The organism is Nocardia otitidiscaviarum NBRC 14405 (assembly GCF_000308635.1).
GTDB lineage: Bacteria > Actinomycetota > Actinomycetes > Mycobacteriales > Mycobacteriaceae > Nocardia > Nocardia otitidiscaviarum.
Genome location: NZ_BAGD01000281.1, coordinates 96,930 through 121,665, shown reverse-complemented (window position 1 = coordinate 121,665; position 24,736 = coordinate 96,930). Strand labels below are relative to the sequence as shown.

Genomic DNA, 24,736 nt, shown 5'->3' with positions numbered 1-24,736 from the left:
GGATGTGTGCGACCGTGGCCCGCCGGGCGATGTCGCTTTCATCTCGATCGTCACAGCAGCGGTTCCTTATCGAATCCTGGTGTCGCACGGGTGGTCCGGCGCGGTCACACCGTCGGCGCGGGAGCGGGCCGGTAGAACAGCAGCAGTTGCGCGGTCCCGGCGGCGAGCCCGCCCGCCAAGGCCAGGGCGAGCCCGGTCCAGCCGGTGAGCACCGGGTGGCCGAACAGCAGTTGTTCGGCGCTGGCGCGACCGGCACCGAGGGTGGCGACAGCGACGGCGGCCAAGGCGATCAGGAAGTTGTATTCCCAGCCGGAGTCCATGACGTAGAACCCGTTGCGGCGGTGCACGGTGACTACCGCGACCAGCATCAGCGCCACGAACGCCGACGCGGCGGGGGCGGTGAGGAATCCGGCCGCGAGTGCGAGCCCGGCGCCGATCTCGGTGGCGGCGGCCGCCCGCGCGTGCAGCGGGCCGGGTGCCATCCCCAGACTCTCGAACCAGGCCGCGGTCCCGGCCAGCCGCCCGCCGAGAAAAAGCTTGTGACAGCCGTGCGCGATCAGCACCGCGCCGAGTCCGACGCGCAGCCCCAGTACGGCGATGTCGAACGAATCCATGTGTGCCCCTTGATGATTAACGGCGCGCGGTGACGGTGCCGTGGATGGATAGAGAAGGGGTGCCGATGGGTGGGCAGCAACGTCGATACCCGCCCACCGCCGCAGACTCGGATGGTCAGCGGGTGCCCCGGTGGGCCTGCTCGACAAGGTCGGCGACGGCGTCGGGGTGGCTGAGCATGACCGCGTGCGAGGAATCGACCTCGGTGACGGTGGCGCCGGCGCGTTCGGCCATGAACCGTTCCAGGCTCGGCGCGATGGCGTTGTCCTTGGTCGCGACCAGTGCCCAGGACGGGACGGTCTTCCAGCCCGCGGCCGTGGCCGCTTCCCCGAACGCCTCGGCGGCGACCGGGCGCTGCGAGATCGCCAGGTAGGCGGCGGTGGCGGCGTCGACGTCGGCGGCGAACGCGGTGCCGAACCGGGCGTGATCGAGCCAGACTTCGGTGCCGGTGGAGCCGTCCGGGCGGGTGAATTGGAAAACCTGCTGCGGCAGCGACGGCACCGACGCGTCGGCGTGCGCTTCCAGGAGCCCGCCGAGGGCTTCACCCTCGTCCGGCACGAACGCCGCGACGAACACCAGGGCCGTCACGTCGGCGACGGCGAGGGCGGCGTTGGAGATGACCGCGCCCGCGTAGGAGTGCCCGACCAGGATCTTCGGACCCTCCACCCCCGCCAGCAGGCCCTGCAGGTAAGCGGTGTCGTAGGCCAGGCCGCGCAGCGGGTTGGGCACCGCGATCACCGGGAAGCCCCGCCGATGCAGCCGTGCCGCGACCGGCTCCCAGCCCGAGGCGTCGGCGAACGCGCCGTGGACGAGGACCACCGTCGGCTTGGACTGCCCGTCGTCGCCTCGGTCGGCGCGGCCCACCAGGGAGGCCAGGGCGGTCTCGAGCGAGGCGACGAAGTGGTTGCTCATGGAAATGTCTCCTTCAACGAGAGGTGTCGTCCCGCTCCGCTGCGGAACGATCACCGACTTTCGTTACAGTTAGTGACTGTAACGTAACTATGGACGGCTGCCAACTCGGACTCCGAACCGGCGGCTGCGCTCGCACCCCGGCGGGTCGGTCTCGCACACGAATGCCGCTGCGCCCTAACGGCTTTCGTGATGACAGGAGTGGGTCAGGGCAGTGCGGCGCGGGTCAGTTCGCCGAGGTTGGCGAGCAGGAACTCGCGCAGTCGCATGATCTGTGCGGGACGGTGGAAGCGCGGGGAGAACCCCGGCTCGATGCTGCACCGCCCGGCGAAGGTGGACACGAAGTAGCCGACCCAGCTCACCGGCTCGGAGGTGGCGAAGCCACGGAAGTCGACGATCTCGATTCCTGCCGGAACAGCGAGATCGGGCATCACACCCCAGTTGGTGATGAAGTTCCCGACGCCCTTGCGCGGGCCGCCGTGCGTGGCCACCGCCGCCGCGGCTCGCATCACCGCCAGTGCGGACCCACCCGCTATGCCGGCGACGATCTGCGCCTTCACCTGCGTGGCCAGCGTTTCCAGGTCAGCGCCGGGAGTGCACGCGGTGACCGTCGGCGCGAACCCCAACGCGTTGGTGACCTCGTCGGAGCGTGCCGCGGGACGCAGGTGGCCGCGCAGGTCGACGAGATGAAACATGACCATCGGCAATTCGGTGGCGTCACCGGCCGTTGCGGTGAGCAGCTCGCGTTCGGCCCGCACGATCGCGGCGGACAGCAGAGCGTGCAGCGTCGTCCCCGACGCCCGCGCACGTGCTCGTAGCGCGGCGGTGTCGGCCTGGGACAGGGTGATCCGCCCGCTCGGCACGGGCGCGAACCCCGGGCCGTCACCGCGGTCGGCGGCCGGGATGCTGTGCACTTGGGCCGCTACCGAGGCTGCGAGGTCGGGCAGGGCCATGCCGCGGGCGTGATAGGCGTGTTCGAGGCTGTGCGGGTAGACCGGCGTGACGTCGGGGAACGCGGCGTTCCCGGCCAGCGTGGCGGCGATGCGCCAGAGCACGGCCAGCAGTTCCGATCCCAACGTGGCGTCGTTGATCGCATGACACACCCGCAGCGCGACCGCGGTCCTCGCGCCGTCGCTCACGATGGTGAGTTTCGCCAGGCAGCGTGCGGGATCGAGCGGCGTGAGCCCCGCGCCCGCGAGCCAGTCCGCGATCGAGCCCGCCACGACCTCGGTGGTGGCCGCGCTCGTGCCGTCGCCGGGAATCCGCAGCCAGCACTGGTCCCCGGTGACCTCGATCGTGCCGGTCAGCATCGGATACGTGCGACACAGCAGCCGAAAGGCATCGTGCAGCAGCGCGATATCGACCTCTCCGGTGCAGATCGCCACATAGCTGACGGTCAGTTTGCGCGGCACGAAGCCGTGATCGATCAGCCCCAGCCGGTGTTTCGTGCCGCTGTCCAGCCCCGGCCTCACGCGAGACCCAGTAGCTCGGGGTTGGTGGCGCGGGCGCGCAGTTCCCGACCCGGGTCGGCGACCAGGCGTCGGGTCCGCATGTCGAGCAGGCCGCTGACACTGGTGATCTCGGCGACCAGGGTGCCGTCGGGTGTGGTCAGCACGTGTTCGACGCGGTGGGTCTTGCCCGGCCCCCACACGAACGCACACGTCACGTCGACTTGGTCGTCGGCGCGCAGTTCGGCATGGTGGCGTACGGTGGTTTCGAGGTTGATCGGCCCGAACCCGTCGGCGAGCAGCCGCTGCGGAGACAGCCCGGCGGCCTGCCCGCACGCGAAGCGGGTGTGCTCGGCGTACTGCAGATACACCGTGGAAGCGAGATGGTGATTGGTGTCGAGCTCGTAGCTGCGCACCGCGAACCGCAACGTGAAAGGCACACCGTCGATCCCGGCCGCACCCTCGGACGTGGCTTTCTGCCGCGCGGACGCCGTTGCGCACGTTGATGTTTCGGTCATGAGCTATGGACTCCTCGTCTGGAAATGTCGAATGGTGCGAATCGCAGCCTGCCGGGGGCGCGGCACCGGTACCAAGACACTGCTGACACTGGTGTCAGCAGCACCCGGCAACCGCCTGGCATCCGGTGCCGGGTGTGTCCGATGATGTACGCCGTGCCTCCCGTTCCCCGCCGCACCGAACTGGCCGCGTTCCTGCGCAGCCGCCGCGACCGTCTCACCCCCGCCCAGGTCGGCCTGGCACCCGGATTGCGGCGCAGGACACCAGGATTGCGGCGCGAGGAGGTCGCCGGGCTGGCCGGGGTATCGGTGACCTGGTACACCTGGCTCGAACAGGGACGCCCCATCAACGTCGGCGCGGCAATCCTCGACGCCATCGCACGCTCGCTGCGCCTGGACGGCGCGGAACGCGCCCACCTCTACCGACTGGCCGAGGTCCCGATCCCGACGACGGCCACCCGAGCGCGGGCGCTGACTCCCACCCTGCAATCCATCCTCGACGCCGTCACCGGGTATCCGGCCGCAGCCATCAACACCCGCTGGGACCTGCTCGGCCACAATGCCGCCGCGGCCGCGCTGTGGCCACGTCTGACCGCCCCCGAGGGCTCACGCAACGTGCTGTGGGAACTGTTCACCACCCCCGCCGAGGCGCGCTGCTTCGTCAACCGCGACGCCGGCCTCCCCCACATGGTCGCCTCCTTCCGCGACGTCGCCGCCCCACCCACCCACACCATGATCTACCGCCACCCCGCGGTCGGCGACCTCTCGCTGACCCTGACCCGCATGGAACTACCCGCCACCCCCGAAACCATCCTCACCGTCTGGACCCCCGTCGACGACGACAACCGCGCACGCATGGACCGGCTCCTCACCCACCCCGACCACGCCCGCTAGGAGCGCTTGCGCGGCGCGCGTAGGGTGCGACCCCACACCGGCGATCCCACGCGATGCGCCGGACGGCCTCCGCAAATTCGGTGATCGGCAGCAGTTCCTCCGCAAGATCTCAGCACGGTGGCGGCGGACCGTCAGCGTCCGGACCAGAGTGCTGGTCATTGTGCTCATTCCGAGTATCGCGTTGCTCGCGATCAGGATAGGCGGATCCGCCTATCTGGTGCAGAGCGGGCGCGAGGCCGATCGGGCGGCCGCATCGATGAATTTCGGTTGGTTTCCCCGTCTGATCCACAGAATCATTCGGACGCCGCTGCTACAACCGAGTAGTTCGAACCAAGCGTCAACACACACGCGCCACCGGACCGGCGGCGCGCCCCGAAGGGAGCCATCATGGGCGACACCGACCCGCGCAGCCGCCGACCCGGGACAATTCAGCGACTGGACAACATCGCCATCGTCGTCGACGACCTCGCGGCAGCCACAGCGTTCTTCACCGCACTCGGCCTGGAACTGGAAGGCGAGGCGACGGTCGAGGGCAGCTCGGTGGACCGCCTCATCGGACTCGAAGGCGTCCGATCGGACATCGCGATGATGCGCACCCCCGACGGCCACGGACGCCTCGAACTGACCGAATACCAGTCGCCACGAGCCCGGGACACCGACCCACACACTCCGGCCAACACCCTGGGCATGCACCGCATCATGTTCGCCGTCGACAACATCGACGACGCCCTCGACCGCCTCCGCCCGCACGGCGCCGAACTCCTCGGCGAACTGGTGCAATACGAGAACAGCTACCGCCTCTGCTACCTCCGCGGGCCGGCGGGCATCCTCGTCGCGCTGGCCGAGCAGATCGAGTGATCGGCGATTCCCGATCGAGGCTCCCGAGGGCACGGCGAGACTTCCGGCCGGCGCGCGAATGAATGTTAACCATGCAAGACCCTGATACGTTCGGCATGTGGACGATGGACTCGGGGATCTACTGCATCGCGTCGTGTACCTGCTCGGGGAGGCCGCGCGGCGGCGCGTGGACGACTCCGAGGGGCTGACGTACAGCCAGATACGCCTGCTGGGTACGTTGGAAGAAATCGAGCCGGCGACCCAGCATCAGCTGGCACAGGCGCTGGCGGTGTCGGACCCGGCGGTCAGCCGAGCCCTGCGCCCGCTGGAAACGGCCGGATTCGTCACGATCCGCACCGACCCCGAGCACGGACGGCGACGACTGGTCAGCACCACCGAAGCCGGCCGCGACGCCTTCCACGGCAACGACCGGCCGCTCCAGAACGAGCTGCGCGACGCGTTGGTCGAAGCGGGCTTCCCGTACGAACGCTACCTGCGCGACACCGCCGCACTGGCCAAGCTACTCGAGCCCCGACGATAGCTCCATCCAATACTCCGAAGCGCCCTCGCCTCGGCGGATATGAATCTTGACTGGTTAATATTAACCATGCAACACTCGAGGTCATGAACGAGATGTCCTACCTCGCCCAATCGGCTTTTCCGGTGGTCTGGATACTGATCGCAGTGGTCGGCGCACTGATCCGAACAAGACACAGCCCCTCCCGTGCCGCCGCCCTCGAAACCTGGCAGCGGTGGTGGGCCGTCGCCGCACTCGGCTGCGGCAGCCTGTGGATGACGATCGCCTTCCTCACCATCCCGGACGTGATGGCCACCGCGATCGGCTTCGACCGGACCCCGTTCCAGTTCGAGATCGCCTTCGCCAACCTCGGTCTCGCCGTCATGGGTTTCCGCGCCGTCTCGGCCACCGCCCGCGAGCGCATCACCATCGGCCTCGGCGCCGGCATGTTCCTGTGGGGCGCGGCGATCGGCCACGTCTACCAGTGGTTCGCCCACGGCGACCACGCTCCCGGCAACACCGGTGGGGTGCTGCTGTGCGACCTGCTCTTCCCTGCCGTCATGATCGTCCTCGCGCTCCGGTCACAACGGCTGCCCATTGCCGGACGGCCTACGTTCGCGCCCGCCTGAACAGCCCACCTGCGCCGCAACTTCGGGAGACTCCCCTGCACCACGACGCGACCGGACCGAATGCGATCTTCGTCGTCCTGGAATGTCGGCGCGACCGTGGGACAGTGAACCGAGTATCGACTCGAGCAAGGAGGCACTGACGATGATCGGACCCACCCGCAATCAGTGGGAGGAGCTCACCGCCGCCAACCCCACGCATTCGGCGCGGTACGTCGAGCGGTTCCGGGCGTTGGCGGCCGATGGCACGGATATCTTCGGTGAGGCGCGACTTGTCGACGCGATGCTCGAGCGTGGGAGCCGCGTCCTGGACGCGGGCTGCGGGCCGGGGCGCGTGGGCGGCTACCTCCATCGAGTCGGCCACACCGTGGTCGGCGTCGACCTCGACCCGGTATTGATCGCCGCGGCGGAACAGGACTACCCCGGCCCGAACTGGATAGTCGGCGATCTCGCCGCACCGGACTTCCCCGGCCGTGGCGTCACCGCCGACTTCGACGCCATCGTGTGCGCGGGCAACGTGATGACATTCCTGGCGCCCGCCACCCGCGTGACAGTGCTGACCGGGTTCGCCCGCAGTGTCGCCTCGACCGGCCGAGTGGTGGTGGGATTCGGTGCCGATCGCGGCTACGACTTCCGGGACTTCCTGGCCGACGCCGAAACCGCCGGGCTCACACCGGATCTGCGGTTCTCGACCTGGGACCTACGCCCCTACACAGAGGAATCCGACTTTATGGTCGCGGTGTTCTCCCGCGCGGGATGAGAGCACGGAATACCGAGCACGAGGCAAAACTCGGCCAGACCGCCAATCCCCCGGCGGCGGACCGGTAACCCGAGGCCCAGATCCGGAAATCGCCCGGGCCTGGCCTTGTGTTCGAGTGGACCTGACGGACCAGCATACGAACCGGGCGATGCTGGTGGATGGGCCTCCGGTCATGATTCGGCAGGTAGGCAGCCGCCATTGAGCGGACCCGATCCGATCCAGCTCCGACTTGCCATATGCTGTCAACGACATATACCGTTGTCGACGTGGGTGAACTCTTCACCATCGAGATCGAACCCGAGGTTCGGGACTGGCTGTAAGCACTGCCTGCCAGGCACTTCCTCAAGATCGATGAATATGTCGGCCTACTCGCAGAGCAGGCCGAATCGCTCGGTGAGCCATACGCCCGATATCTCGGCGACGGGGTCCGTGAGCTGCGCCCAACGATTGACGGCGCGGCCATCAGAATCACCTATTGGCTCGCACCCGGACGGCGAGTGATCCTGCTGACAGTGTTCCGCAAAACACGGATGCGCGAAGATGCCGAAGTCAAACGGGCGAAACTCGCGCAGCAGGTCTGCCAGGCCGAACATGAACCTGCCCATGAAGAATTCACCCGCACGATCGAGAGAGGAGAACTGGACAGATGAGCCACGCACGCTGGAAAACACTCCGGGGACGCCAACTCACCGAGGGCTACACCGAATCCGCCGACGTCACCGAGGCCCGACGCGAAATCCGGCTCTCCATGGCACTGGCCCAAGCCGTCTACGACCGCCGGACCGAACTCGGACTCACCCAAGCCGACCTCGCCGAACGCGCCGGACTCACTCAAGCCAAAATCTCACGCATCGAGGGCTCCGACACCGTGCCGACCCTCCCGCTGCTCGCCAAACTCGCCGACGCCTTGGACGCGACCCTCAATATCGCCCTCGACGCCAACGACACCCGCGTCAACTTCACCAGCCACCACACCGACGCCGCCTGAAGGCAGACCAGCCACTCGGATCAGACGTAACACAGACCACGCGAATCCCGTGCAAGCCAGCGGCGCACGAGCATTCCCGAACGGGGGTATGCGATTGGTTCGCACCATGCCGCAAACGAGACGAAGCCGCAGGAATTCACCTTCTGTGGAGCTAAGGGGACTCGAACCCCTGACCCCCACACTGCCAGTGTGGTGCGCTACCAGCTGCGCCATAGCCCCGAGTGTTTGCTCTCGGAGTGCTCCGAGTGCGCGGATGAAAATTACACGGGGTGGGGGTGTGGGGGCAAATCGGGTGGGAGGGGGCACTCCCGGCCGATGTGAGGGGGGCGGCCGGGAGTGCGTCCGGGGGCCTGGCGTGCGGTGGCGGTCCGACGCCTGAGCAGCGGCACCCGGAGGTGTGGGGAGGGTGGTAGCCAAGGGGTTGCCTGGCGAAAAGATTAAAGGCGGCCGGTATCTTTCAGGACTCGGCGGGCCTGAGCGAAGAGCATGCCGACATTGACGGTTTTGCGGCAGACGGCGACGACGACCACGTCGTCTCGGCTTTCGGTACGGATGAACAGGTGGGTGAGGTTGTCGCTGTTGACCAGGATTTCCTGGAAATAGTGGCGGTCGGTTCGTACTCCGCGGCGTTCCTTCCAAATGTCTTCGATCATGGTGACATTGCGGCCCTGGAAGATTTCCAGGGTGGCGGCCGCGAGGAGATCGAGAACCTCCTGCGGGTGATTGTCGACGGTTTCGACCGCGAGCAGCATGCCCGTGGCCATGTCGATCGCGCCGGCGGCGATGCATTCGGGGACCTCGGACCGCATCACCTTCACGAGAATCGCGATGCGATCGGAGAGACTGCCTTGTCCGGCGGGGGCGGAGGTGTTCATGGCTTCCTTTCTGGTTCCCGCGCGACGGGGATGATCTGTTGACCGATCCGGGCGCGCGGCGGAGGTGGTCGGAGGGTGTCGTTGATGCCGCTGGCCCCGCGGCGGCGGCGCGGCAGCAGGGAGCGGCCCGAGGGTGTGCGCGGCGGCTCGGGGATCTCCCGCTGCGGCGGGGTGATCGTGAGGATGTCGTCGCCGAGCATGCGGGAGACCTCCACGGTGACCGGGTAGAGACCGCGGCTGAGCTGCAGGGCGATATCGCGGCAGCTGCGGTGGCCGTTCACCCACAGCAGGATCTCCGCACGCGGATTCGGGCCGGTATCGGCCAGCAGGGTGCGGCCGCGGTCGGTGAGCGCCAGGTGGTTTCGGTGCGGCGACACCCCGGCGTGCGCGAGGGCGCGCAATCGCCGATCGGTCTCGAACAGCAGCCAGCCGGGCTCGATACCGGGTGTGGGCGGTGCGAAAACGGGTGGTGGCGGTTCGATCGGCTCCTGCCAGTAGCAGCCGCCGAGCCAGCCCGCGGCTATGGCGAACGCCCCGTCCAGCGCCGCCATCATCGCCACCACCCGCATTTCCGCGACACCGGAGGAGGTCCGTCCGGGACGGGTCAGCAGATCGCCGACGCCCGGCGCACCGGGCGAATCGACGATGACTATCCGGCCCCGGACGATATGGAAATCGCCTCCCGGATCTCCGGTGACACGTAATACTCCCGTCCGCGATTCTCTTGCTCCATCGGATAATTCGAGAAGTAGCTCCCGAGCGGTCTCTCGCCCCAGGGCGAGAAGATTCCCCGTATCGGAGAAGGTCCCCGCAGTCATGGCCTAACTCCTGAAATTGGACAACGCGCACCGATGAATACTGTTCTCGCGAAAGGGAATACATCGCGACCGCATCCGATCGGAAGCGGTCACGTGCGAGATATCCTGACAGCAGAGCAGTTTTAGAGCAACCGATTCCGAGGAATTGCTCGCCGGATGCGCGCGTCCCGCCGCGACACTCCGATCCGGACCCCTCGCCACCAGCACTCCGGCCCCGCCACGCCCGCCGACGACGGTCAAGTTGTCTTGACCCGCTGCGGGATTCGGCCCCGGACACGGCGAAGCGCCCGCGTGACTCCCGCGGGCGCTCGTTCCGGGCCGATGAGACCGGTCGGGTTACGTCCGAGACAGCGGCACGGTCAGGAAGGACGCCGCGCCCGCATGACGCCGGACGTCGTACGAACTGCCCAGCAGCGCCGGGTAGTCCTTCGGGTTCAGCAGGTGTGTCGGCATGTCCCCGGTGCCCAGGGTGATCTGGAGCCGGTGCCCGGGACGTAGCACATGAAAGGCCGGGCGCACCTTGATGTGATACTCGGTCACCTCGCCCGGCACCACCGGCAGCAGCGATTCGCGGGTGCCGGGGTGGAATGCCCCCTGCACGCTGCCATCCGGTGCGCGCCAGGTGCGGTCCTCGTCCAGTGCCCGGTAGTTACCGGCCAGTTGCCCATCGGTGAGCGCGGTGGCGGTCCCATCCGGAGCGATGTCCTGCACGGTGACGCTGAAGGCGGACGCGGGGCGGTCGGAGGTGGCGAAGAGAGTGAGTCCGATGGGTCCGGCCAGGACCGTGGGCTCGCTGAACGCCTCGGTGGTGTAGCGCTGATTCTCCAGCAGTCCGGGCACTTCCGGATGCGCCGGGAAGCGCGCACACGGATCGTCGACGCCGAGCAGGCTGCTCAGCAACTGGAACACGCCGGAGAAGTTGCGGGAGAACGACGCGTTGCAGATGGTTCCGGCATTGACCGGAGTGAAGTCGAGCCGGTCCGAGCCGGTGGGCGCGGTGGGCGGGTCGGTCGTGAGCCGCCCACCCTCCTGGAGGTACAGCCGCCGTGCCGGAGCTTCCCGTACCGGATAGGTAGCACTTTCGATGACATTGCCGTCCAGGTCGATGGCGCGCAGCGGGGTGTCGGTCTCATCGATGCCATTGCGGTCCCCCTTCAGCCACCGGTCGAACCAGGCCAGCTGGATGGCGTGCATATCGAGATCGCCGGTGTTGCGCTGACTTCCGGGCTGGACGTGGAACCACGGACCGGTCAGCAGTTGGAATCGACCGCTGCCGGTGGCGTCGGCGGGCATCGGACCGTTCTTGCCGCGCCCGGCGTAGGCGTTCTGCAATCCGGCGAAGGTGCGCGGCGTGCCGTCCTGAAGCAGGTCGTACTGTCCACCGACCAGGTAGGTCGGAATGTCGTTGGCGGCAATCTGTTCCAGCACATTGTCGATGGCGCGAGCCTCCCAGTACGGGCCGTTGTAGAGCTTGTCGCCGTCGAGCAGGGCATTGATGATCGACGGCCAGGTGGCGTCGTCGCGCAGATGGGTGAGCAGGTGATCGGTGAAGACGCTCAGCATCTTGCCGGGCTCGCGGTACAGCCCCAGGATCGGATCCAGTTGCGGCAGTGCCGTAATGGGCACCGCCAGCATGGAGGACAGGAAGGCGATATTGAAGAATCCGTCGTGATCGAGGAGGTCCTGGAAGGCGTGGTTGCCCGGCATCAGCGGGAACAGCGCCTTGACGGGCGAATCGGGCCCCAGCGCCCCGGCGGTGAACAATCCGCTCATGCCCAGGTACGACAGCCCCCACAAGCCGATCTCCCCGGTCGAATTGGGCAGCCCCGCAGCCCATTCCACGATCCGCAGGGAATCCTCACGCTCCTGCGGTTGCAGCACGCTCCAGTGGCCTCCGGAGGATCCGGTGCCGCGAATATCGACCACGACGCTGATGTAGCCGCGTTTGACGAAGTAGTCGCCGTACCCCGCGGCATCGGCGATCTGCTCGGCCACGGCGACGACGGTCGGCAGCGCGTCGTCCAGCAGCGGGCCGAGCCCCTCGTAGGACAGCAGCCGCATCAGCCCGGCGCTGTCCTTGCCGTACGAGGTCTGGGTCATCACGATCGGAAACGGTCCGGCCGCCGGGGCTCCGGACGTGTCCACCGGATAGCGCACATCGGCGCGCAGCACCACCCCGTCGTCCATGGTGAGCTCGACGTTCTTGTGTTCGCCGACACCGTAGCGCTCCGGTCCCGGCTGCCAACCGTCCGGAAGTCCGGTGCGCGCATCGACTTTCGGGTACGTCTCGACCGCGCCGGGCGGTGGCATCGCGCCCACCGGAACGGCGCTGGGCAGGGCCGTCGCGAGGATCGCCGCCGCGACGGCGACGGCGCGGCGCATGATTCGTGCTCTCGTACGCACAGTGGATCGCCTCTCGGTCGCGCCGGTCACCGCTGACCGATGGCATGACCGACGAGGGCCTGTGCCATGGTCGGCAGGATCTCGCCCAGGGCCTGACCGAACGCGGGATCGGTCAGAGCGGTCACGGGTTCGGTGATGGTGCAGCCGGAGGGGGCGGGGATACCGTTCAATCGGTCCCGTAGCCAGTGGAAGGCACCGGGTATATGGGTGACGACGCCGGAAATATGTTCGGCGGCGGCCTCTCTCACGTAGGTGACGCTCGGCGCACCTGCCCGGCAGTATCGGTCGACGACCGCGTCGGTTCCGGCGATCGGAATGAGTTCGTCCCACTGCGCGTGATAGAAGTACACCGGCACCGAGGGGGTGCGCTGCCCCAGCGAATTGTCTTCGATGGCGAACCGGATCTCCGGCAGCAGCAGCGGATCCGCGCCCTGGAAGGTGCCCAGATAGTTGAATCCGGGAAAGAGCGTCGCGCCCATCGGATGGCACAGCACCTTCTTCGAGCCCAGCACCAACTGGCCGAGGATGTCCACCCGCTCCCGCAGCACGCGTTCCATCTCCGGGTACTCGGTGGCCAGTCCGGCGAAGGAAGCGGAGATGAGACCGGCGTACAGGCCGCCGTTGTTGTGCCGCACCACCGCCGCGTAATCGCCCGCCGCCACTCCGCCCGAGGCCGCGCCGACGATATTCAACTCGGGCGCGTACTCGTCCTTGATCTCGGGCACGAAGGAGGTGGGAATGGTGCCGCCGGAATAGCCCCACAGGGCGACAGGTGTACTCGCCCCACTCAATTGGGCGGGTTCGAAATTCTCGACCGCGCGAATACCGTCCAGGGTGGCCTGGGCGTTCATGCGGGATGCGCCGTACGCCGAATTCGGACCCTGGTAGTCCGGCAGCGCGACCGTCCAGCCCTGGCCGATACCGGCGGCGATGGGGATGAGGGTCTCCGCCGCGTTCACGTAATCGAAGGGAATGGCCCCGGATTGGATGACGTAGGAGGGTGCGCAGTACTGGGCCACGCTGTCCTCGGCGATCTGGTACGACAGCAGTTTGCGCCCGCCCGCCGGTGCCGCGCCCCGCGGTTTCAAGACCGTGGTGACGGTGGCGATGGCCTCGCCGCGACTGTTGGCGGTGCGGTAGAGCAGTTGCCAGCCATCGACATTCAAGTGCAGCAGACCGAAGAACGCCGGATTGATGCGGCGTGCCCGGATGATCTCGCCCGGTTGCGCGGCGGCGACGATATCGGCCGCGGGTCGATAGAAATCGTCCAGTTCCGGCGGCAGTGTGAGGGCGGGCGCGGGCTCGATGCGGGCACCCTGATCGCCCGGGGCCGTATGGCCCGAAACCATTGCCGCCCACGGTGTCATCACGGCGATGACACCGATTACGACGACGCGCCCGACTCTGCGCACGTTCATCCCGTTTGCCTTTCCCGAAGCACTGTTGAATCGATGGGCATCCAGGCGCGGTCCCACCGTGGTGCATCGGAGCGTAGGCAGGGAAACAGTCCGAAACCAGATGGAATCACATTCTGCGACGAATCGAGCGCGGCGGTCATTCTTCCCGCGAAGCGCGGTCATTCCATCGCGCCCCGGAAATCTCTATGATCGTTCGCCCGCTCGGGCACGATAGGCACCCGGTGGGCTGCCGGTCCAGCGCCGGAAGGCCCGGCGGAAGGCGCTCGGTTCGGAGAAGCCCAGGCGCGACGACAGCTCCTCCACAGTCTCCGTGCCGGCGACCAGACTCGCGATGGCGGCGTCGCGGAGGATCTCCTCCTTGATGACGGTGATGGAGGTCCCCTCCTCGCCGAGTCGACGGCGCACCGTCGGGGCGCTCAACGACAGCCGGTCGGCGATGTTCTCGGCGCTGGGCCAGGTACCGGTGAGCCCGCGCGCCAGTATGCGACGCACCTGCTCGGACATCGACGATCCGTAATCACGACGGGCGAGCAGATCCGTCGGTGCGTCCCGGAGCCACGCGAGCAGGGCCGCCTCGTCGCGCACGATCGGCGACGACAGCAGGGAACTCTCGAAAACCAGTGCGGCGGTCGCACTGTCGAAGGTCGGGCGGATACCGAACACCAGGTCGTAGTCCCCGATATTGCGTGGCCTCGGGAAGGACAGCTCCACCTGCCGCAGCGGAATGCGGCGGCCGATCCCCCACGCCATGAAGCGGTGCGCGGAGGCCAGCAGGAAGGCGGTGATCAAGTGCTCGGGATCGTCGAGAACCGCGGTGTCGATGGTGAATCGGGTGCGTGCCCGCGCGGTGACGGCCGCCATGGGCGGCAGGCCGGGCGTCAGCCGCTGGTAGTCGGTGAAGCGGGCGAGCGCCGACCCCAGGTCCGGGCAGCCCAGCAGGCCGTAGCCGATCAGCCGCAGGGTGCCGCGTGGTACCGGTCGCGGTCCGAGTCCGAACAGCTCGTCATCGCTCAACCGCCACAGCCGCCGCACGGTGTGTGCCATCTGCGCCACGGTCACCCGCGCGCGATCCTGCGCGATCAGGTCCGGGGCCACGCCGACCGACCGCAGCAGGTCGGAGGTGTCCACGCCGCGGCGCGCCGCGGTCACCACGGCGGCACGGACGAAGCCGATGGGCACGGTACGGGCGCTCTCGGCGGTCGCGGACTTATCGCTCACCGGCTCTCCTCGGCGACGGCTGCTGCGACCGTATCAGGAACGGTGCGGACGGCTCCGCACCCGAAACGCGGCGGTCAGGCCCGGGTCGCGGTCGCCGACCGCATCCGCTCGGCGAGCGTGCGGAACAGTGTGAAGTTCCCGACCACGTCCGCGGGCAGCGAATCCAGCGGCAGCGATTCCCCGCGGATGCGTACCGAGACCCAGCCCTTGTGCACGACGATGCCGCTGACCCGGGCCCACGACACCGCGCGGTGGTCCACGCCGATCTCGGTGGATGTCATCCAGAAGGGTGCGAAGTCGAGGCGTCCGCCCGACTCCAGGGTGGCCAGCGCCCGCGGCAGTTGCGCCTCGGTGACGGCGCGGTCGATCTCCGGACCCCACTGTTCCGGGTGGTCGATGGTGTGCCGCAGCACGATCGGATCGCCGCCGGTGTCGGTCACCGTGTACGCGTGCGCGGTCCGGTCGGGCACGTGGTGGTCGGCGTCCCCGGTCACCGCCCGCCGCACCGTGGCGGTGTCGTATCGGATGGTCCGTGCGCGGCCGCCGACCACGGCCACACAGCCGCCGTCGTACAACTCCAGCCGGGTATCGCGATCACGTCCGTGCACGTAGGCCGACCGCGTCAGCTCGCACAGCAGGCGCACGCCGAGCATGAGCGCACCCGCGAGACCCGGAATGACCAGGACCGCCGCGCCGGTGGCCGCGCCGATCGCCGCGACCGTTCCGCAGAGCATCAGGCCCATGACCTCGAGCGCGTGCCGCCGGGTGGGCGGCCGCACGGCGACATAGGTGTCCCGGTGCGCGCCGAGTCCCGCACCGGAGTCGCCCCGGACGGTGGCGGTGCGGATGTCGAGATCCTTGACTACGTCCATTCCCGATCAGGTGCCCACCCGCGCGGCGGCCCAAACCACCCGCGGCAACCCTCCTTGACAGAGGTGTGGCAGATGCCCCGCACACGGCCGGAGCGCAGCGGGGTCGGCGAAGATCCGGGGCTGGGGCGCACACCCCGCATTCGGTCAGGAGACGGCGGGCGCCGCGAAGATCCGGGCGATGAACGCGGCGGTGGCCTCGTGCATCGCCGCGTTCATATCGGTGTGCGCGCCGAGGCCGAAGACGGTCCGGAAGTCCACGCCGTGCGCGGCGAACTGAGCCATCAGGGCGGCGTGCAGCGGGGAGGGCACCGTGGTGTCGGTGGCGTTGACCAGCAACAGGATCGGGCGGTCGTATCCGGCGACGGGTACCTCCATGTAGCCGGTGAGCGTGCTGCGGAAACGGTCGTCCACCAGCGGCTGGGCCAGCAGGTCGCCGAGGGACAGTCCGGCCAGGCGCTCGGTGATCTGCACCGAGCACAGCCCGCCGATGCTGTCGACCACCGCGCGACCGGTGGGGCTGAGGTAGTGGTCCACGTCGAAATCCGGTCGGGCGGCCCGCAATCCGGCGAGAATGTAGGCGGAGAAATCGGTGATCTTGTCCAGCGCGCGGGCGTTCGGCACCCACGGACCCATCAGGGGTGCGACCTTCTCCACATCGGATTCCGGATCGAGGGCGATGGTGCCGCGGAAGTCGAGTTCGGGAGCGTAGGTGGCCTGGAGGTGGGCCGCACCCAAGGCCGCCTGGCCGCCCTGCGATTCCCCGAAGACCGCCCAGGTGCGGGAGAGGCCCGGATTCGCCGCCCGCGCGGCCCGCACCAGATCGATGGCCGCGGTGGCCTCGGTGCGGATCTCCAGGTAGGGGTGCGTGCCGGTGTCGAAGCGCCCGAGGCCCAGATAGTCGGGGGCCACCACCGCGATGCCCCGGGCCACCAGGTCGCGGAACAGCGGCCACAGCGGCTCGGCGTCGGGGGTGGTCTGCCCGCCACAGTTCGGCCCGAGGCCGCTGGTGCCGTGGTCGTAAACCATGATCGGCCAGCCACCGGGCGGCGGCGGCCCGTCGGGGACGAACAGCGCGCCGCTGGCGGGAACCGGCTCACCCTGCGATCCGGTCATCCAGTAGTCGACGACGAACCCGGCGGTCATGCCACGCCAGCCCGGGGGCTGGGCGATGACGTCGATGAGGCCGCCGGGTGTCGCGGTGGGGGCGGCGGTGGCCGGTGTCGCCGGGGTCAGTAGCGCCACCGCCACGGCAGCTCCGACCAGTGCCCGACGCAGCGCGCTCATGAATCAGCCTCCTGTCGATTCCCGGGCCACCGGTGACCCGGATCGACGGTAACCGACCCATAGCTAGAGAACGGCGACCGGGGCGACGGGTGTTCCGGTCGCCCCGACGAAAGGTTCCGGCATGGCGGACAAGAGGAACTCGTATCGCCGCTCCTGCGCGCACACCTCCGACAGTTCCTCGAGATTCCAATTCTGCCCTTGCAACATGCCCATATCGACCAGGTGCAGCGCGTGCACCGCCAGGAAGAGGTTCTCGATCTCCGGCGGGAAGATCTCGAAGACCAGCGTGTCGTTGGCGACGGCCGCGACATCGCGCGCGTGGAACCATTCCGGGCATCGAATCGACAGTCCGGGCGAGGGCATGGCGTAGGCGTCGCGGTCACCGGCGAGATAGAGCCGCAGCTGTCCGGTGCGCACCAGCACCACGTCCCCGGCCCGCACCCGCACTCCCCCGAAATCCTCGGCCGCCGCCAGATCCTCCGGTGTGACAGCGTGATTCGACGGCAGGCCCGCGACGCCGTGGGCGGCCGCCACATCCAGCAGCACACCGCGCGACACGATGTGGCGCGCCTTCTCGATGCCGCTGAAGGCGCAGCCGTGGTGGGCGGTGATGCTGTCGGCGGGGCGTCCGTTGTAGATGCGGCCGTGGTAGGAGATGTGGGTCAGCGCATCCCAGTGCGTTCCGGCCTGCAATCCCATCGTCACCGCGTCGTCGCTGGTGGCGATGGTGTCGGGGCCGAACATCTCCCAGTTGACCGCGAGCATGGTGTGCAGCGGGTTCACCCGGCCGGGAATCAGCCCGGTCTGGATCCCCTGCTGGCGCAACGGCACCGCCAGCGGCACCCGCCGACCCGCCCGCACCGTCGCGGCCGCACCCCGCACCACCTCGTCGGTGATCAGGTTGAGCGTGCCGAGCTCGTCGTCGGAACCCCAACGCCCCCAATTGTTCACGCGTTCGGCGACAGCGAGGAACTCGGACGGTAGCGCCATGGTGGGCAAACTACCGGAAAATCGCCCGCGCCACACCGCTGCGAAGATTGCCGACCGGTAGCCCCAATGGTTCCATGAGCTCCGAAGAACCTGATGGTTTGGCATCTCGCACACCGAACGCTGCCCGCCCGAAACACTGTGCTGGCGAAAGGGGCTGCGCCGGATGCCTGCGCGCGAGAAACGCTGGTGCCATTGCGGAATCACACTGCTCGCCGCGATCGCGACCGCCGCGCTCACGAGCGCGCCCGCATCCGCACACGACGAGGGCCGCGCACCGGTCGGCGCGAACGACTGGAGCTGTACGCCCACGGCGGCGCACCCGGAACCGGTGCTGCTGGTGCACGGCACCTGGGGCAACCAGAACTCCTGGGACACACTGGCTCCCGTGCTGAAGACACACGGCGTCTGCGTGTTCACGCTCAATTACGGGCACGCCACCGCCAGCCTGCGTGGCGCGGCCCCGGGCGTCTTCGGGACAGCGGATATGCGCACCTCGGCCAAGGAGCTGGCGGCCTTCGTCGACCGGGTGCGCACCGCCACCGGCGCGGCGAAGGTCGATGTGGTGGCGCACTCCCAGGGCGGCCCCCTGGTTCGGCAGTATCTGCGCTTCGAAGGCGGCGCGCATCGAGAAGACCCGGGCCGCACCAGCATTCGGCGTCTGATCAGCATCGCCGCCACCCATCACGGCACCACCGCCGAGGGTCTGCGCTACCTGTTGCCGTCCGGCAGCGCGGGTGCGGTGGCCGACAGCCTGATCGCCCGGGTGCTGGGGACCGCGGCCGCGCAGCAGCTCATCGACAGCGAGTTCCTGGCCACGCTCAACGCCGCCGGTGACACCGAACCCGGTGTCGCCTACACCGCCATCGCCAGCCGGGAGGACCGCGTGGTCACCCCGCCGGAGGCCGCCTTCCTGCGCGCCGGACCGCGCGCCACCGTCACCAATGTCTGGGTGCAGGACGTCTGCCCGACCGACACCCACCACCACGGCATCCTCCCGGAATCCCCCGCCGTGTCGTATCTGGTGCACCGGGCGCTCGACCTGCCATACCGAGGCACACCCTGCCCCGGGGGATGACGTTCTGACCGGTCCGCCGCGGACACCACCCCGCTCGGCCGGTCCGTCACCCTCTCATGACGCGCGCCGCGCGGCCACCGACGCGCCGTCAAGCTGGTCCAGCAGTTCGGCGGTGGTCGACACCGCGCCGCAGCGGCGGGCGGTGTAGTTCAGGGCCATCAGGTGCTCCTCGCGGCTGAAGTCGGCGGTGGCGTCCAGGGCCAGGAAGGGCCGCACATCGCTCATGAAGGCTTCGGCGGCGCTGAGCATGCAGCCCATATGCGCGTACACGCCGGTGACCAGGAGATGGTCGCGGTTGTAGTAGCCGAGCAGCTCGCGCAGGTCGGTGCGCTGGAAGGCGGAGTAGCGCCATTTGGTGACCTGGATGTCGCGATCGTCGGGGCGCAGTTCGGCGATCACCTCGGTCTCCGGGCCGTGCGACATGCCGGTGCCCCAGAAGTCGGCCAGGATGCCGCGGCGGGACGGATGCTGGTCGCCCGGCTGCATGGTGTAGATGACCGGAATCCCCAAGTCGTGGCAGCGGTTTCGCAGTCGCGCGATATTGGCGATGAGGGTGCGCGCCGGTTCCGCCCCGGTGTCGTAGGCGGCCAGGAAGTACTGCTGCATATCGTGGATGAGCAGCGCGGTGCGGGCCGGATCGACGGTCCACCCCACCTGGTTGGCGGTCACCTCCTCGGGCGTGGGCATCGGATAGGGCGCGATCGGCGGAATAGGCATGAGATCTCCCGAAGTCGTGTGTGGCGGTCAGGCGACGGTGACCGGTAGGTCCGCGATGCCGAGCGGGGCCAGGATGCGCTGGAATTTGCCGGTGGTCTCGGCCAATTCGGCCACCGGATCGGATTCGGCCACGATGCCGCCGCCCGCGTGCGCCAGCAGGCTCAGACCGTCGGCGGCCAGTTCGGCGCAGCGAATGCTGACCATCCACTCGCCATTGCCCGCGGCATCGCACCAGCCGACCGCGCCCGCGTAGAAGCCGCGGTCTCCCTCGAGTTCGGCGATCAGCCGCGCCGCCTCGGCGGTGGGGGTACCGCAGATGGCCGGGGTGGGGTGCAGGGCCGCCGCCAACTCCAGTGCGGAGGGGCCGTCGGCGCGCACCGTGGCGGTGATCGGGGTGCCGAGATGCCACATCTCGGGGGTGCTGGTGAGTTCGGGGGCGGGCGCGACCACCTCGGCGCAGCGGTCGCGCAGCACGCCGCTGACCTGGTCGACCACATAGCGATGCTCGTGCTGATCCTTCGAGGAGCCGAGCAGTGTCTCCGCCACCACCCGGTCGGCCCGCTCGTCGTCGAGAATCCGCCGTGCCGATCCGGCCAGCGGATGACTGAGCACCTCGGCGCCGTCGCGTCGGAGCAGGATTTCCGGGCTGGACCCGACGAGATGCCTGCCGGTGTACGGCGCGCCCGCGGCGGACAGGTCCACCAGGAAACCATTGCCCATGGGATCGGTCGACACCAGGCGGTCCAGGATCTCCACCGCCCGCGTCGCGAAGGCGGCGCGGGCGCGAATCGACCGGGCCAGCACCACTTTTCGAATGGGATGCGTCTCATCGGCCAGCAGCCGCACCGCCGCGGCCACCCGCCGCACGTGCGTGTCGGGCTCCGGAACGGCGGCCGCGAAGTCGAAGACCGGACGGCTACCGGCGTCGGGTACGTAACCGGATTCGGTCACGGTGATCGAGTCCGGCGCCCACAGCGCCGCCGGGGCGTCCGGCGCGAAGGGCAGCGCGCCGACGATATGGCCGACCTCGCCCGCGCGCAGCGCCGACACCGCGTCGTGTGCGGATCGGAAGACGCGGCCACCGCGCCCCGCCACCACCGTGCGGTAGGGGCGGGCGAGCACGAAGGCGGGGTCCGCGCTGTCGGTCGAATCGGTATCTGGTGTGGCGGAAATAGGGATCATCCTCTCGGGTCACATATCGAGGGTCGCGCCGCCGTCCACCCGCAGATCGTGCAGGGTGATGTGGCGAGCGTCGTCGGATACCAGAAAGCGCACGGCCGCGGCGATATCGGCGGGCCGCGCGATGCGGCGCAGCGGGATGCCGAGCCGGAACTGCTCGGGATCACCGGCCAGCAGACCGGCGTGGGCGGCATCGTCGAGGGGGCGGTCGTCGCCGTCGGCGTACAGGCCGCGCAGCATGGCGGTGTCGGTGGAGCCGGGCGAGACCAGATTCACCCGGACGCCGTGCGGGGCGACCTGGAGGGCGAGCGCGCGGGTGTAGGCGGTGGCGGCGGCCTTGGCGGCGCAGTAGGCGGCCATGCCGACGCGGGGCGTGCTCGCGGCATTGGAGGAGACCACCACGATAGCGCCGCGTCCGGCGGTGACCATCTCCCGGGCCGCCCGCTGGGTGACGAGCATGGTGCCGGTGGCGTTGACGGCGAAGCTGCGGTCCCACACCTCCGGCGTGATATCCAGTGCCGTACCGGAATCCATGACTCCGGCGGCGTGCACCAGCACGTCGGCCGGGCCGAACTCGCCGATGAACCGGTCGAAGGCGGCCTGCACCGACGTCGCGTCGGCCACATCCACCTCGGCAGCGTGTACGGATCCGCCGGTGCGGTCGGCGATCTCGCGCGCCACCCGGTGTACCCGCGGATCACGGTCCCAGAGCGCCAGCGCGTGCGCTCCGCTCGCGAGCTCGGCGGCGACGGCCGCTCCGATGCCCGCGGCCGCACCGGTCACGACGACCGCGCGCTTACCCGAATCGATCATGAACATAAGGTTAGCCTAACCTGATAAGAATAGGTGTGTGTACCACTCCCCCGGTATGCGCCAACACCGATCGAATCCGCGAAAGAAGGTGTCCCCCAATGCCATCGACCGTTCTCCCCGGCTTCACACCGTGGCCGACCGATGAGGCGCGACGGTATCGAGAACTCGGCTGCTGGACCGGAGAGACCTTCGGCGACGTGCTGACCGCCCGCGCATCCGTCGCCGGAGCGGCCATCGCCGTCGTGGACGAGCGGCACCGCTGGACCTACGCCGAACTGGACCACCGCTCCCGGTCGCTGGCCACCGGGCTGGCCCGCCTGGGCATCCGCCCGCGCGATCGGGTGCTCGTGCAACTGCCCAATCGCGCGGAATTCGTGGAGGTGATCTTCGCGCTCTTCCGGCTCGGCGCGCTGCCGGTGTTCTGCCTGCCCGCGCATCGGCAGGCGGAACTGGTGCCGATCGCCACGGCCAGCGCCGCCACGGCCGTCATCACCAGCGGGGTGCATCAGCGTTTCGACTATGCGGCACTGGCGGATTCGGTCCGCGCGCAGGTGCCGTCGCTGCGCCATCTCCTCGTGGTCACCGACGACGGGGACGCCGCGCTGCCGGAGGGGGCGCACGATCTCGCGGCCCTGCGGGACGAACCCGGTGAGCTGCCCGCGCCCGCGGCGAGCGATGTCGCCTTCCTGCAACTGTCCGGCGGCAGCACCGGCATCCCGAAGCTCATCCCCCGCACCCACGACGACTACCTCTACAGCGTGCGGCGCAGCGCCGAGATCTGCCAACTCGACACCGACACCGTCTATCTCGCGACCCTGCCGGTGGCGCACAACTTCCCGATGAGCTCGCCCGGCATTCTGGGCGCGCTGTGGGCGGGCGGCACGGTGGCCATGACCCCGGACCCCACGCCCGCGACGGCCTTCCGGGCCATCGAACGCTTCGGGGTGACCATCACCGGGCTGGTGCCGCCACTGGCCCGGCTGTGGGTGGAGAAGGCCGAGAGCGGTGACACCCCGGACCTGTCCAGCCTGCGGGTGGTGCAGGTGGGCGGGGCCCGCTGCCAGGAGGAGTTGGCGCGCCGGGTGGGTCCGGCGCTGGGCGTGACCCTGCAGCAGGTGTTCGGCATGGCCGAGGGCCTGGTCTGCTACACCCGGCTGGACGATCCGCTCGAGGTGGTGGTGAGCACCCAGGGCCGCCCGATGTCCGAACACGATCGCGTCATGGTCGTGGACGACACCGGCGCGGAGGTGCCGCCCGGCACGCCCGGCAACCTGATCACACACGGCCCGTACACGATTCGCGGCTACTACGACAATCCCGAGGCCGATGCCCGCAGCTTCACCGCGCAGGGCTGGTACCGCACCGGCGATATGGTGCGCATCCGCCCGGACGGCAATCTGGACGTGCTGGGCCGGGCCGGGGACTGGGTGAACCGCGGCGGCGAGAAGGTCTCGGCCGAGGAGTTGGAGGCGCATCTGCTGGCCCATCCGGGAATTCGAGACGCGGTCATCGTCGGCACCCCCGATCCGGTGCTGGGACAGCGCATCTCCGCCTTCGTTCAACCCACCGACCCGGCGAACCGGCCCACCCTGACCGGCGTACGCGCCTTCGTACGCGAGCGCGGGGTGGCGGCCTGGAAGATGCCGGACACGGTGGAGGTCGTGGACGACTTCCCGGAGACGGGCGTCGGCAAGACCAGTCGCAAGGAACTGCGGCGGCTGCTGGCCGACGGGGCACAGCGGGTTCGATAGCGCCGGCCCAGGCATCCCGGTGCGGCCGACCGCCGCCGCGGGCGGAATCCCGCCACGGTCGGCCGCCGCCGGGTGCGGCACCGCGGAGGCGGCCGGTCGCGGGCGGGTCGGCGCGCCGGGGCACGCGGTCATCAGCCCAGGGCTTCGATCCAGGACCCCAGTACGGGGTCGGAGGCCAGCGTGGGGAAGTCGATGTGCTCGAATCCGGCGGAGCGCCACGTCTCCACCAGCGACATGATGCGCACCGAATCCAGTCCGGCATCGAGCAGATTGGTCTCGTCGGTGAGTTCGGCGGGCTCCACGCCCAGCGCGGCGGCCACATCGGCGATCACGCGCGCACGCTCGGCCACGATGGTGTTCTCGTTCGTCATGATCCCTCACTCGTCTCGGTCGTAGTCGGCCACGCCGCGCTTCCAGTACCCGGCGATCAGGCTGTCCTTCGGTCCCACCCCCAGGTCGGTGCGCACCCAGCGGCGCAGCGGTTTCAGCACCCCGGCCTCCCCCGCGAGCCAGACGTACACCCGTTCCCCGGCAGGCACTTCCACACCGCGAACCGCCCTTTCGAAGGCGTCGCCGGTGCCCGGTTCGGCGTCGCCGCGGTGCACCCACCGCACCTCGACGCCGAGCGGGGCGTCGATGGCGATCTCCTCGTCCGGACCGCCCACCTCGATGACGGCCCATCCGGCCGCCTCGCGCGGCAGCCATTCCAGCCAGCGGGCGATGGCGGGCAGGGCGGTGATATCGCCCGCCAGCAGGAACCTGTCATAGTTCGTCGGCACCACGACGCCGCCGGGCGGCCCGGCGATATGCATGGGGGTGCCCGGCGTGGCGGCCAGGGCCCAGTCCGAGGCCAGACCGCCGGGGTGGATGGCGAAGTCGATATCGAGTTCCCGATCCGCGGCGCTGAAGCGGCGCACCGTGTACTCGCGCGACACCGGGCGCGGCTGGCCCCATTCCAGGGACAGGCCGTCCTTCCTCGGCAGTCGCAGCACCCCGTCGTCGTCCGGAAAGACCAGGCGCACATGCTCATCCGGCACATAGCTGTGGAAGCCGGCCAACTCCTCGCCACCGAAGGTGATGCGCACCAGACCGGCTCCCACCGCGACGGTGCGTTTCACCTCCACCGCGCACAATCCGATCGGATAGCCGACCTTGGCTCCGTGCTCGCCGGACAGCACCTCGGTGATGCGTTCGGCATAGGCGGCACGATCCATGGG

General features: G+C 69.0%; 26 protein-coding genes and 1 tRNA gene. 9 read left to right on the top strand and 18 right to left on the bottom strand.

Annotated features, from left to right (window positions below; genetic code table 11):
* Window positions 1-104: 104 nt before the first annotated feature.
* From ON31_RS33800 to ON31_RS33785, 4 genes are all read right to left on the bottom strand, one after another.
* Window positions 105-614 (bottom strand): DoxX family protein, encoded by a 510-nt coding sequence (locus ON31_RS33800; protein WP_039819279.1) that lies wholly within the window; start codon window positions 612-614, stop codon window positions 105-107.
* Window positions 615-729: 115 nt separating this feature from the next.
* Window positions 730-1,524 (bottom strand): alpha/beta fold hydrolase, encoded by a 795-nt coding sequence (locus tag ON31_RS33795; protein WP_081592942.1) that lies wholly within the window; start codon window positions 1,522-1,524, stop codon window positions 730-732.
* Between the two features lie 203 nt (window positions 1,525-1,727).
* Entirely contained in the window at window positions 1,728-2,993 is a 1,266-nt protein-coding gene (locus tag ON31_RS33790; protein WP_039819278.1) for a phthiocerol/phthiodiolone dimycocerosyl transferase family protein, read from the bottom strand.
* The gene (locus ON31_RS33785; protein ID WP_115061630.1) at window positions 2,990-3,487 is read right to left on the bottom strand and encodes an acyl-CoA thioesterase; all 498 of its coding nucleotides are present in this window, start codon (window positions 3,485-3,487) and stop codon (window positions 2,990-2,992) included. The genes ON31_RS33790 and ON31_RS33785 overlap by 4 nt, the downstream gene beginning before the upstream one ends.
* 153 nt (window positions 3,488-3,640) lie before the next feature.
* On the opposite strand from ON31_RS33785, the gene ON31_RS33780 reads away from it, so the two are divergent.
* The 7 genes from ON31_RS33780 to ON31_RS33750 all read left to right on the top strand — a co-directional run bounded on the left by ON31_RS33780 (window position 3,641) and on the right by ON31_RS33750 (window position 8,106).
* On the top strand, window positions 3,641-4,378 hold the full coding sequence (locus ON31_RS33780) for a helix-turn-helix transcriptional regulator (RefSeq protein ID WP_218007427.1): 738 nt from the start codon (window positions 3,641-3,643) through the stop codon (window positions 4,376-4,378).
* A 387-nt stretch (window positions 4,379-4,765) separates the two neighbouring features.
* Entirely contained in the window at window positions 4,766-5,236 is a 471-nt protein-coding gene (locus ON31_RS33775) for a VOC family protein (RefSeq protein ID WP_172544845.1), read from the top strand.
* A 97-nt stretch (window positions 5,237-5,333) separates the two neighbouring features.
* A complete protein-coding gene (locus ON31_RS33770; RefSeq protein ID WP_039819276.1) occupies window positions 5,334-5,756 on the top strand; it encodes a MarR family winged helix-turn-helix transcriptional regulator in 423 nt (140 codons plus the stop codon).
* An 83-nt stretch (window positions 5,757-5,839) separates the two neighbouring features.
* Entirely contained in the window at window positions 5,840-6,361 is a 522-nt protein-coding gene (locus tag ON31_RS33765; protein ID WP_039819275.1) for a DUF6790 family protein, read from the top strand.
* Window positions 6,362-6,503: 142 nt separating this feature from the next.
* Complete coding sequence (locus ON31_RS33760) at window positions 6,504-7,118, top strand: class I SAM-dependent methyltransferase (protein ID WP_039819402.1); 615 nt, start codon at window positions 6,504-6,506, stop codon at window positions 7,116-7,118.
* Window positions 7,119-7,441: 323 nt separating this feature from the next.
* The gene (locus tag ON31_RS36140) at window positions 7,442-7,768 is read left to right on the top strand and encodes a type II toxin-antitoxin system RelE/ParE family toxin (protein ID WP_218007428.1); all 327 of its coding nucleotides are present in this window, start codon (window positions 7,442-7,444) and stop codon (window positions 7,766-7,768) included.
* Window positions 7,765-8,106, top strand: coding sequence for a helix-turn-helix domain-containing protein (locus ON31_RS33750; RefSeq protein ID WP_039819272.1), 342 nt, complete (start codon window positions 7,765-7,767; stop codon window positions 8,104-8,106). Before ON31_RS36140 ends, ON31_RS33750 begins: the two co-directional genes overlap by 4 nt.
* 146 nt (window positions 8,107-8,252) lie before the next feature.
* Here the strand turns inward: ON31_RS33750 and ON31_RS33745 are convergent.
* From ON31_RS33745 to ON31_RS33705, 9 genes are all read right to left on the bottom strand, one after another.
* Window positions 8,253-8,325, bottom strand: a tRNA-Ala gene (locus ON31_RS33745).
* A 218-nt stretch (window positions 8,326-8,543) separates the two neighbouring features.
* A complete protein-coding gene (locus ON31_RS33740) occupies window positions 8,544-8,981 on the bottom strand; it encodes a hypothetical protein (RefSeq protein ID WP_029931936.1) in 438 nt (145 codons plus the stop codon).
* Entirely contained in the window at window positions 8,978-9,799 is an 822-nt protein-coding gene (locus ON31_RS33735) for a hypothetical protein (RefSeq protein ID WP_147287186.1), read from the bottom strand. The genes ON31_RS33740 and ON31_RS33735 overlap by 4 nt, the downstream gene beginning before the upstream one ends.
* A gap of 336 nt (window positions 9,800-10,135) precedes the next feature.
* The gene (locus ON31_RS33730) at window positions 10,136-12,202 is read right to left on the bottom strand and encodes a CocE/NonD family hydrolase (protein WP_147287187.1); all 2,067 of its coding nucleotides are present in this window, start codon (window positions 12,200-12,202) and stop codon (window positions 10,136-10,138) included.
* Window positions 12,203-12,228: 26 nt separating this feature from the next.
* Window positions 12,229-13,620 (bottom strand): lipase family protein, encoded by a 1,392-nt coding sequence (locus tag ON31_RS33725; protein ID WP_039819269.1) that lies wholly within the window; start codon window positions 13,618-13,620, stop codon window positions 12,229-12,231.
* Between the two features lie 183 nt (window positions 13,621-13,803).
* Window positions 13,804-14,838: an AraC family transcriptional regulator gene (locus tag ON31_RS33720; RefSeq protein WP_051038265.1), complete on the bottom strand. Its 1,035-nt coding sequence runs from the start codon at window positions 14,836-14,838 to the stop codon at window positions 13,804-13,806.
* A 74-nt stretch (window positions 14,839-14,912) separates the two neighbouring features.
* On the bottom strand, window positions 14,913-15,710 hold the full coding sequence (locus tag ON31_RS33715; RefSeq protein ID WP_039819268.1) for a DUF6585 family protein: 798 nt from the start codon (window positions 15,708-15,710) through the stop codon (window positions 14,913-14,915).
* A 144-nt stretch (window positions 15,711-15,854) separates the two neighbouring features.
* Window positions 15,855-16,994 carry an alpha/beta fold hydrolase gene (locus tag ON31_RS33710; protein WP_039819267.1) on the bottom strand — a complete coding sequence of 380 codons (1,140 nt, stop codon included), beginning with the start codon at window positions 16,992-16,994 and terminating at the stop codon, window positions 15,855-15,857.
* A 63-nt stretch (window positions 16,995-17,057) separates the two neighbouring features.
* Window positions 17,058-17,984, bottom strand: coding sequence for a cyclase family protein (locus ON31_RS33705; protein WP_039819265.1), 927 nt, complete (start codon window positions 17,982-17,984; stop codon window positions 17,058-17,060).
* 163 nt (window positions 17,985-18,147) lie between these two features.
* Here ON31_RS33705 and ON31_RS33700 point away from each other — a divergent pair, with 163 nt between their 5' ends.
* A complete protein-coding gene (locus ON31_RS33700) occupies window positions 18,148-19,059 on the top strand; it encodes an esterase/lipase family protein (protein ID WP_051038264.1) in 912 nt (303 codons plus the stop codon).
* A 54-nt stretch (window positions 19,060-19,113) separates the two neighbouring features.
* On the opposite strand, the gene ON31_RS33695 is transcribed toward ON31_RS33700, so the two are convergent.
* Genes ON31_RS33695 through ON31_RS33685 form a run of 3 tightly spaced genes read right to left on the bottom strand, consistent with a single transcriptional unit; the run spans window position 19,114 to window position 21,774 of the window.
* Complete coding sequence (locus ON31_RS33695; RefSeq protein ID WP_039819264.1) at window positions 19,114-19,776, bottom strand: isochorismatase family protein; 663 nt, start codon at window positions 19,774-19,776, stop codon at window positions 19,114-19,116.
* Window positions 19,777-19,803: 27 nt separating this feature from the next.
* Entirely contained in the window at window positions 19,804-20,958 is a 1,155-nt protein-coding gene (locus ON31_RS33690; protein ID WP_039819263.1) for an isochorismate synthase, read from the bottom strand.
* Window positions 20,959-20,967: 9 nt separating this feature from the next.
* The gene (locus ON31_RS33685) at window positions 20,968-21,774 is read right to left on the bottom strand and encodes a 2,3-dihydro-2,3-dihydroxybenzoate dehydrogenase (protein ID WP_039819261.1); all 807 of its coding nucleotides are present in this window, start codon (window positions 21,772-21,774) and stop codon (window positions 20,968-20,970) included.
* Window positions 21,775-21,866: 92 nt separating this feature from the next.
* Between ON31_RS33685 and ON31_RS33680 the strand changes: the two genes are divergently transcribed.
* A complete protein-coding gene (locus ON31_RS33680) occupies window positions 21,867-23,519 on the top strand; it encodes a (2,3-dihydroxybenzoyl)adenylate synthase (RefSeq protein WP_039819260.1) in 1,653 nt (550 codons plus the stop codon).
* 131 nt (window positions 23,520-23,650) lie between these two features.
* On the opposite strand, the gene ON31_RS33675 is transcribed toward ON31_RS33680, so the two are convergent.
* Window positions 23,651-23,890: a phosphopantetheine-binding protein gene (locus tag ON31_RS33675; RefSeq protein WP_039819258.1), complete on the bottom strand. Its 240-nt coding sequence runs from the start codon at window positions 23,888-23,890 to the stop codon at window positions 23,651-23,653.
* Window positions 23,891-23,896: 6 nt separating this feature from the next.
* The gene (locus ON31_RS33670; protein WP_039819257.1) at window positions 23,897-24,733 is read right to left on the bottom strand and encodes a siderophore-interacting protein; all 837 of its coding nucleotides are present in this window, start codon (window positions 24,731-24,733) and stop codon (window positions 23,897-23,899) included.
* Window positions 24,734-24,736 lie beyond the last annotated feature (3 nt).